The 7,162-nt window shown below is 66.3% G+C and carries 5 protein-coding genes and 4 tRNA genes; 8 read left to right on the plus strand and 1 reads right to left on the minus strand.

Features of this window, described 5'->3' with window-relative positions; genetic code table 11:
- Positions 1–161: 161 nt before the first annotated feature.
- A complete protein-coding gene (locus tag ACH6CV_RS16090; RefSeq protein WP_456359238.1) occupies positions 162–1,835 on the plus strand; it encodes a formate--tetrahydrofolate ligase in 1,674 nt (557 codons plus the stop codon).
- Positions 1,836–1,844: 9 nt separating this feature from the next.
- Here ACH6CV_RS16090 and ACH6CV_RS16095 read toward each other — a convergent pair whose 3' ends face one another.
- Positions 1,845–3,593, minus strand: coding sequence for an Rqc2 family fibronectin-binding protein (locus ACH6CV_RS16095; protein ID WP_456359239.1), 1,749 nt, complete (start codon positions 3,591–3,593; stop codon positions 1,845–1,847).
- A gap of 166 nt (positions 3,594–3,759) precedes the next feature.
- Between ACH6CV_RS16095 and ACH6CV_RS16100 the strand changes: the two genes are divergently transcribed.
- From ACH6CV_RS16100 to ACH6CV_RS16130, 7 genes are all read left to right on the plus strand, one after another.
- Positions 3,760–4,851 (plus strand): GerMN domain-containing protein, encoded by a 1,092-nt coding sequence (locus ACH6CV_RS16100; RefSeq protein WP_456359240.1) that lies wholly within the window; start codon positions 3,760–3,762, stop codon positions 4,849–4,851.
- Between the two features lie 21 nt (positions 4,852–4,872).
- Positions 4,873–6,204, plus strand: a complete 1,332-nt coding sequence (rph, locus tag ACH6CV_RS16105) for a ribonuclease PH (RefSeq protein WP_456359241.1) — start codon at positions 4,873–4,875, stop codon at positions 6,202–6,204.
- Complete coding sequence (locus tag ACH6CV_RS16110; protein WP_456359242.1) at positions 6,197–6,658, plus strand: metallophosphoesterase; 462 nt, start codon at positions 6,197–6,199, stop codon at positions 6,656–6,658. The genes rph and ACH6CV_RS16110 overlap by 8 nt, the downstream gene beginning before the upstream one ends.
- Before the next feature lie 96 nt (positions 6,659–6,754).
- Positions 6,755–6,831: transfer RNA gene (locus ACH6CV_RS16115), tRNA-Arg, on the plus strand.
- A 4-nt stretch (positions 6,832–6,835) separates the two neighbouring features.
- Positions 6,836–6,912: transfer RNA gene (locus ACH6CV_RS16120), tRNA-His, on the plus strand.
- 55 nt (positions 6,913–6,967) lie between these two features.
- Positions 6,968–7,043: transfer RNA gene (locus ACH6CV_RS16125), tRNA-Gln, on the plus strand.
- Positions 7,044–7,046: 3 nt separating this feature from the next.
- Positions 7,047–7,122: transfer RNA gene (locus tag ACH6CV_RS16130), tRNA-Lys, on the plus strand.
- Positions 7,123–7,162 lie beyond the last annotated feature (40 nt).

Raw genomic sequence — 7,162 nt, forward strand, 5'->3', positions numbered from 1 at the left:
GGCGTCGCGCGTAGTCCCTTCGCCCGCGCCATTATATCATCCGCGCCCGCCGGCGCGCAACAGAGCCTGATTGCCGCGCATAGGGGGTTGGTAAAATCGCAAAACGGGTATATAATGGAGTAATGGAGGCGAACAGCAAGGCACCAAAAGGAGGCGTATACATGGCATCTTTGTCCGACATCGAAATCGCGCAGTCGCAGCCCATGCAGCCCATCCGCGAGATCGCGGCGCGCGCCGGCATCGACGAGCGCTATGTCGAGCTCTACGGCAACCATAAGGCCAAGATCGACCTCAAGCTGCTCGGCGAGACGGAGAAACCCGACGGCAAGCTGGTCCTGGTCACGGCGATCACGCCCACGCCGGCGGGCGAGGGCAAGACCACCACCACGGTCGGGCTGGCCGACGCTCTGCGCAGGATCGGTAAAAACGCCTGCGTGGCGCTGCGCGAGCCCTCGCTGGGCCCGGTGTTCGGCGTCAAAGGGGGCGCGGCCGGGGGCGGTTGGGCGCAGGTGGTGCCGATGGAGGACATCAACCTGCACTTCACCGGCGACTTCCACGCGATCGGCGCGGCCAACAACCTGCTGGCGGCCATGCTCGACAACCACATCCATCAGGGCAACGCGCTTCGCATCGATCCCCGGCGCATCACCTGGCGGCGCTGCGTGGACATGAACGACCGGCAGCTGCGCTTCATCGTGAACGGTTTGAATGGGCGCGTCAACGGCTCGCCGCGCGAGGACGGCTACGACATCACCGTGGCCTCCGAGGTGATGGCGGTGCTCTGTCTGTCGAACTCGATCGCCGACCTCAAGGCGCGGCTTTCGCGCATCATCGTCGGCTATACCTACGATGAGCAGCCGGTGACCGCGGGTGACCTCAAGGCGGCGGGCGCGATGGCGGCGCTGCTCAAGGACGCGCTCAAGCCCAATCTCGTCCAGACGCTCGAGGGCACGCCCGCGCTGATCCACGGCGGCCCGTTCGCCAACATCGCGCACGGCTGCAACTCGATCGTTGCCACGCGCATGGCGATGAAGCTCGCCGACTACGCGGTAACCGAGGCCGGGTTCGGCGCGGATCTGGGCGCGGAGAAGTTCCTCGACATCAAGTGCCGCATGGCGCATATGCAACCGTCGGCGGTGGTGGTGGTGGCGACCGTTCGCGCGCTCAAGCACCACGGCGGCGCGCCCAAGGCGAGCCTCGGCACAGAAGACCTCGAGGCGCTCGGGCGCGGCATGCCCAACCTGCTTCAACATGTGGACAACATCACGGGCGTGTTCTCGCTGCCCTGCGTGGTGGCGATCAACCGCTTCCCGACCGACAGCGAGGCGGAGCTCAAACTGATCGAAGAGGGCTGCCGCGCGCGCGGCGTGCACGTGGCGCTGTCGGAGGTGTGGGGCAAGGGCGGCGAAGGCGGCGTGCTGCTGGCCGAGGAAGTGGTCAGGCTGTGCGAGCGGCGCAGCACGCTTACGCATGCCTATGAAATGGGCACGGCGATCGAGGAAAAGCTGGACGCGATCGCCCGCCGCGTCTATCGCGCCGACGGCGTGCAATTGCTGCCCGCGGCGCAGAAGCAATCGGCGCAGCTGACCGCGCTCGGCTACGGCGATTATCCGATCTGCATGGCCAAGACCCAATACAGCTTCTCCGACGACGCGGCGCTGCGCGGCGCGCCCAGCGGCTTCACCGTCACCGTGCGCAGCCTCAAGGTGTCCGCCGGCGCGGGCTTCATCGTGGCGCTGACCGGCGACATCATGACCATGCCGGGCCTGCCCAAGGTGCCCGCGGCGGAGATGATCGATGTGGACGACGAGGGGCGGATTTCGGGGCTGTTCTAGGGAACGCGCTCAATCGGTTGTATCCGCTTCGCGAATGACTTTGAGCGCCTCCTCGTCCGGCGTGACGTACAGCGTGCGCTGGTGCGTGTAGATCACGTAGCCGGGCTTTGCGCCCGAGGGCTTCTTGACGTGCTTGCGCAGCGTGTAGTCGACCGGCACGCGCGAGGAGGCGCCGCCTTTTGAGTGGCGCGCGGCCAGCAGCGCCGCCTCGTGCAGCGTGCGCTCGTCAGGGTTCGCGCCCACGATGATTACATGCGAGCCGGGCATGTCCTTGGCGTGCAGCCAGGTCTCGTCGGGCTGCGCGCCTTGAGTCAAGCGGTCGTTTTGCAGGTTGTTGCGCCCGACCAGGATGTGCGCGCCGGTGCTCGACAGGTAGTGCAGCGGCCTTGACGGCGGCAGCTTTTTCAACTGTCGCCGGTTGCGGTTTGAACGCACGAAGCGCAACGCTTCGAGTTCCTCCCGGATCTCGTTCAGCGCGGCCTCGTCCTCGCAGCCGTCCAGGTTGAACAGCTGCCCCTCGAAGTAGCGCAGCTCCTCCTCGGTCTTTTCCTTCTGCTCGGCGGCCAGCGTGCGCGCCGAGCGCGCTTTTTGGTACAGCTTGAAGTAGCGCTGCGCGTTCTGGCCGGGGGAGAGCTGTACGTCGAGCGCCACCTCGATCTCTTCGCAGGCCGGGTCGTAATAGTTGGGCAGTGTGACCGATTTTTGTCCCTTGCGGATTTGCGCCTGCGCGGCCACCAGCAGCTCGCCCTTGACGCGGTATTCCTCCATGCGCCCACTGCCCTCGAGCGCCTCGAGCTGCAGCGCCAGCTTCTTCTCGCAGCGCTCGACGTTGTTTTTCAGCACGCGCCTGAGCGCCGCCGATTTCTGCCGAGCGCGGTCGGAAAGGTCTTTTTCGCGGTAGAACGCGTCCATCGCCTCCGACAGCGAGGGCAGCGCGCGCTGCTCAAGGCCGTCATAGATTCGGTAGGGAAAGGCGGTCACGTCGAGCGGCGCGCCGTCCGCATTCAGCACCAGCCGCGCGTCGGGCGCGGGCGGATTGCGTAGCCAAGCCGAAACGCGCCGGGCGAGCTGCGCGGCGTCGACGGCGTGAAGCTGCGCCGCCTCGTCGCCCAGAACGCACAGCGCCAACTCCTGCGCGCTCTGGCGCGACAGACCGGTCAGGCAGTCGGCCAGCGCGCGGGCGAGCGGCTGAGCGTCCCGCGCGGTGAGCGCTTCGGCCAGCGCGCCCTCGTCCGGCTCGTCAAAGCGCAGCTTGCCCTGCTCGGGCGGGCGCTCGTAAGGCAGGCCCGGCAGCACCTCGCGCACGCGGCTGATGTCGCCGGTCACATGGCGCGCACAATCCACGATCCGCCCGTCCGGGCCGACCAGGATCAGGTTGGAGTGCTTGCCCATGAACTCGCAAACGAGCGTCATCGCGCGCGCGTCGCCGAGCTCCGAGCAGCTCTGCACGTCGAGCTCGAGGATGCGGTCGCCCAGCGCCTGGCGCACGCCTGCCACGCGCCCGGAAACCAGGTGCTTGCGCAGCAGCATGCACAGCATCGGCGGCTCGAGCGGGTTGTTCTTTTTGTATTGGGTCAGGTGGGCGCGCGCGGTGCCCGCATTGGCGCTCATCAGCAGCACCTGCGAACGGCCCTGCGCCCGCACCGCAATGAGCAGTTCGTCGCGCTCGGGCTGCGTGACCTTGTCCACGCGCCCGCCCGACAACGCGCCCGAAAGCTCCCGCGCCATGTAATAAAGCGTCAGTCCATCCATTGGCATGCGAAAAATCCTCCAAGTCCGGTTGATTGTTATTATATCGAAAACCGTTCAAAAGCGCAATCGCGGCGCGGGGAACTGTGGTAAAATAGGCGCATCCCCTCGTTCTGCCTGTCCTGACGTTCGAATAGATTGGAACGCAAGACTAAAAAGGCAGGGAGGGTTCGGAATGAAGTTTAGCACGAGCCAGCGCACGCTTTACCTGCTCAGTGCGGTGCTGCTGGCGCTGACGCTGGCCATTGTCGCGGCGTGGGGCTTGTGGCGCGCACCGGGCACGCAGGTGGACGGAGCGGGCGCGCCGAGCACGCCCAATGTGGGCGTGCCGCAGGAGGGAACCGGCCTCGCCGTGCCTGAGACGGCGTCGGACGCGGTCAAGACGGTCGTGTACTATCAGGACAACTACGGCTACCTGGTGCCGGTGACGCGCTCGATCCCCAACGAGCCGGGCATCGCCAAGGCCACGCTCGCCATGATGGTGAAGTCGGCCTACAACGACATGGAGGCCGCGCGGCTGGGGCTGCGCACCGTGCTGCCCGAAGGCACCTCGATCGACCTGGACGTCTCGAAGGACGGCGTGGCGCGCATCGACCTGGGCACACAGGTGATGAAGATGGCCGACGCTCAGGCCGAGGCCGCCATGGTGGACGCGGTCGTGCAGACGCTGACCGAGTTTCCCACGGTGGAGCGCGTCGAGTTCCTGGTCGGCGGGCAGAAGCGCGACGCGCTGACCTTCGGCACCAAGGTGTCGGGCGTGTTCGAGCGGGGTTCGATCAACCTCGAGGGCGGTTCGCAGTCGGCGGTGGAGCCCAGCGCCATGCAGACGGTGCAGCTGTACTTCCCGGGCGACGCCTCGTCGCTGCTGGTGCCGGTCACCCGCATGGTGTACGGGCCGAGCGACATCAACACCGCGGTGCTTGAGCTTCTGAAGGGGCCGAGCGCGCAGAGCCCGCTCGACAACACGCTGCCGCCGGGCTGCGGTCTGATCGGCGTGGCGGTGAAGAACGGCGTGGCGACGATCAACTTTACCAAGGAGTTCATGAACGTCGCCGAGAACTCCGACGGCGGGCGGGTGGCGCTGCGGGCCCTGGTGTTGACCTGCACCCGGTTCGACGGCATCAAGCGCGTGGACGTGCAGGTGGAGGGCAAGCCCTACGATCCCGGCCAGTCGACGCTGACCGTGCCCACATTTGTCAACGACGCGGCCAGCCTGACCCAGGAGTACATCCGCACCCAGACGGCATCGATCATTGACATGGATTAGCACAATACGGAGGGTATACCAATGCGGAGCGAGGAACGGCGGGACGACCAATTGCGGCGCGTTCAGATCATCCCCCACTACACCGAGATGGCGGCGGGTTCCGCGCTGATCGTTTGCGGCCGGACGCGCGTGCTGTGCACCGCGTCGTTCGAGCCGGGCGTGCCGCCCTTCTTGAAGGGGCGGGGCAAGGGGTGGGTGACGGCGGAATACGCCATGCTGCCCGGTGCGACGAGTACGCGAAAGCCCCGCGACGGCATCAAGCGGGACGGCCGGTCGGTCGAGATTGCTCGGCTGATCGGCCGCGCCGTGCGCGCCTGCTGCGATTTGACGCGCATGGGCGAGCACACGGTCACGCTCGACTGCGACGTGTTGCAGGCCGACGGCGGCACGCGCACCGCCGCGATTACCGGCGCGTTTGTGGCGCTGTGTCTGGCGGTGGATAAGCTGCTTTCCGAGGGCCGAATCCAGGACTCGCCGGTCGTCAGGCGGTTGGCCGCGGTCAGCGTCGGGCTGGTCGCCGACCTCGCGCTGCTCGACCTCGATTACTTCGAAGACAAGGACGCGCAGGCCGACATGAATGTGGTGATGACCCGGGACGCGCGGGGCCGCATGGACTTCGTCGAGGTTCAGGGCACGGGCGAGGGGCGCGCGTTCAGCCGTCCGGAGCTTGTGCAACTGCTGGATCTGGCCGAGCGCGGGATCGGGCAGTTGATGAGGGCGCAGGACGAGGCGCTGGGCGAGGCGGCGCGGGTGATCGGTAAGAAGCCTCGGTTGGTTATGGCCAGCGCGAATTTCGGCAAGCTCAAGGAATTGAGGCAACTGCTGGGTCACCGGTTCGACGTGGTGTCGATGAAGGAGATGGGCGCCGAAATCGACGTGGAGGAGTGCGGCGCCACATTCGAAGCCAACGCGCTGATTAAGGCCGAGGCGCTGTGTCGGCTGACCGGCTGCTTAAGCGTGGCGGACGATTCCGGGCTCGAGGTGGATGCGCTGAATCTGCGGCCGGGCGTGTATTCGGCGCGCTACGCCGGGGTGCACGGCGACGACGAGGCCAACAACCGGCTGCTGCTCAAAGAACTGTCGGGCCGAACCGACCGGTCGGGGCGGTTCGTGTGCGCCATGGCGCTGGCCCGCCCCGGCCGCCCGCCGCTGATCGCGCGCGGCGTCTGCGAGGGCGAGATACTGACCGAGTACCGGGGCGAGGGCGGATTCGGCTATGACCCGCTGTTCTACTCGACCGACCTTCACAAGACCTTTGCCGAGGCCTCGGCCGAGGAGAAGAACGCCGTCTCTCACCGCGCGCGGGCGGCGCTCGCGCTGCTCAGGCAGCTCGAGGCGCAGGGCGATGATTAGGCTGGGGCTGGTGTCCGACAGCCACGGCGCCGCTATGAACGTCGCGCGCGCGGCCGAGGCGCTTCGGGGCGTGGACGCGCTGATCCACCTGGGCGACGTTTCGGCCGACGCCGGGCGGTTCGAGGCGTTGCTTCGCGTACCGGTGCATGCGGTGCGCGGCAACTGCGACGTTTACTCGGCCACCGCGCCCGAGGAGATGACGCTGACGGTCGAGGGGATCCGGCTGCTGCTCACGCACGGCCACCGCCTTCGGGTCAAGCAGGGGCTGTTGGCGCTCGCCTGCCGAGCGCGGGAGACGGGCGCGCAGGCGGCGCTGTACGGGCACACGCATGTGCCCTCGGTCGAGCGCGCCGGCGACATTCTGCTGCTCAATCCGGGCGCGCTGCTGAGCGGGCGGTACGCGGTGCTGGAGTTCCGGGAGGGCGGCCCGACGCCGGTCATGAAAATTCTGTAAAAGCTATGGACAAACACATGGGGCCATGCTATAATCTCAAATTGTCAGCGGCAAATTTGCCGCCGCCCGAAAGCGGGTATGCCCCGAAGGCGTCTTGCGCCCGTAGCTCAGTTGGATAGAGCAACGGCCTTCTAAGCCGTGGGTCAGGGGTTCAAATCCCTTCGGGCGCGCCATGTGGTGGATGTAGCTCAGGTGGTTAGAGTGCCAGGTTGTGGCCCTGGAGGTCGTGGGTTCGATCCCCATCATCCACCCCATCTTTGTGGCCGTTCTGATCGATCAAGTGGCGGTCTGAACGGCTTTTCTGCCTGTTGGGGCGTCGCCAAGCGGTTAAGGCACAAGACTTTGACTCTTGTACGCGTAGGTTCAAATCCTACCGCCCCAGCCATCAGATCCATTAGCTCAGTCGGTAGAGCATCTGACTTTTAATCAGAGGGTCTGGAGTTCGAGTCTCCAATGGATCACCACGCTTACCCCCGAAATCGTTGAGGTTTCGGGGGTTTTTGT

This window comes from Anaerozeibacter quisquiliarum, from assembly GCF_051162045.1.
Classification (GTDB): Bacteria; Bacillota; Clostridia; order Christensenellales; family Aristaeellaceae; genus Anaerozeibacter; species Anaerozeibacter quisquiliarum.

Bases quoted from the DNA above. Each gene is read 5' to 3' on its own strand.
- ACH6CV_RS16090 (WP_456359238.1), top strand. From the start codon at position 162: ATGGCATCTTTGTCCGACATCGAAATCGCGCAGTCGCAGCCCATGCAG.
- ACH6CV_RS16095 (WP_456359239.1), bottom strand. From the start codon at position 3,593: ATGCCAATGGATGGACTGACGCTTTATTACATGGCGCGGGAGCTTTCG.
- ACH6CV_RS16100 (WP_456359240.1), top strand. From the start codon at position 3,760: ATGAAGTTTAGCACGAGCCAGCGCACGCTTTACCTGCTCAGTGCGGTG.
- rph (WP_456359241.1), top strand. From the start codon at position 4,873: ATGCGGAGCGAGGAACGGCGGGACGACCAATTGCGGCGCGTTCAGATC.
- ACH6CV_RS16110 (WP_456359242.1), top strand. From the start codon at position 6,197: ATGATTAGGCTGGGGCTGGTGTCCGACAGCCACGGCGCCGCTATGAAC.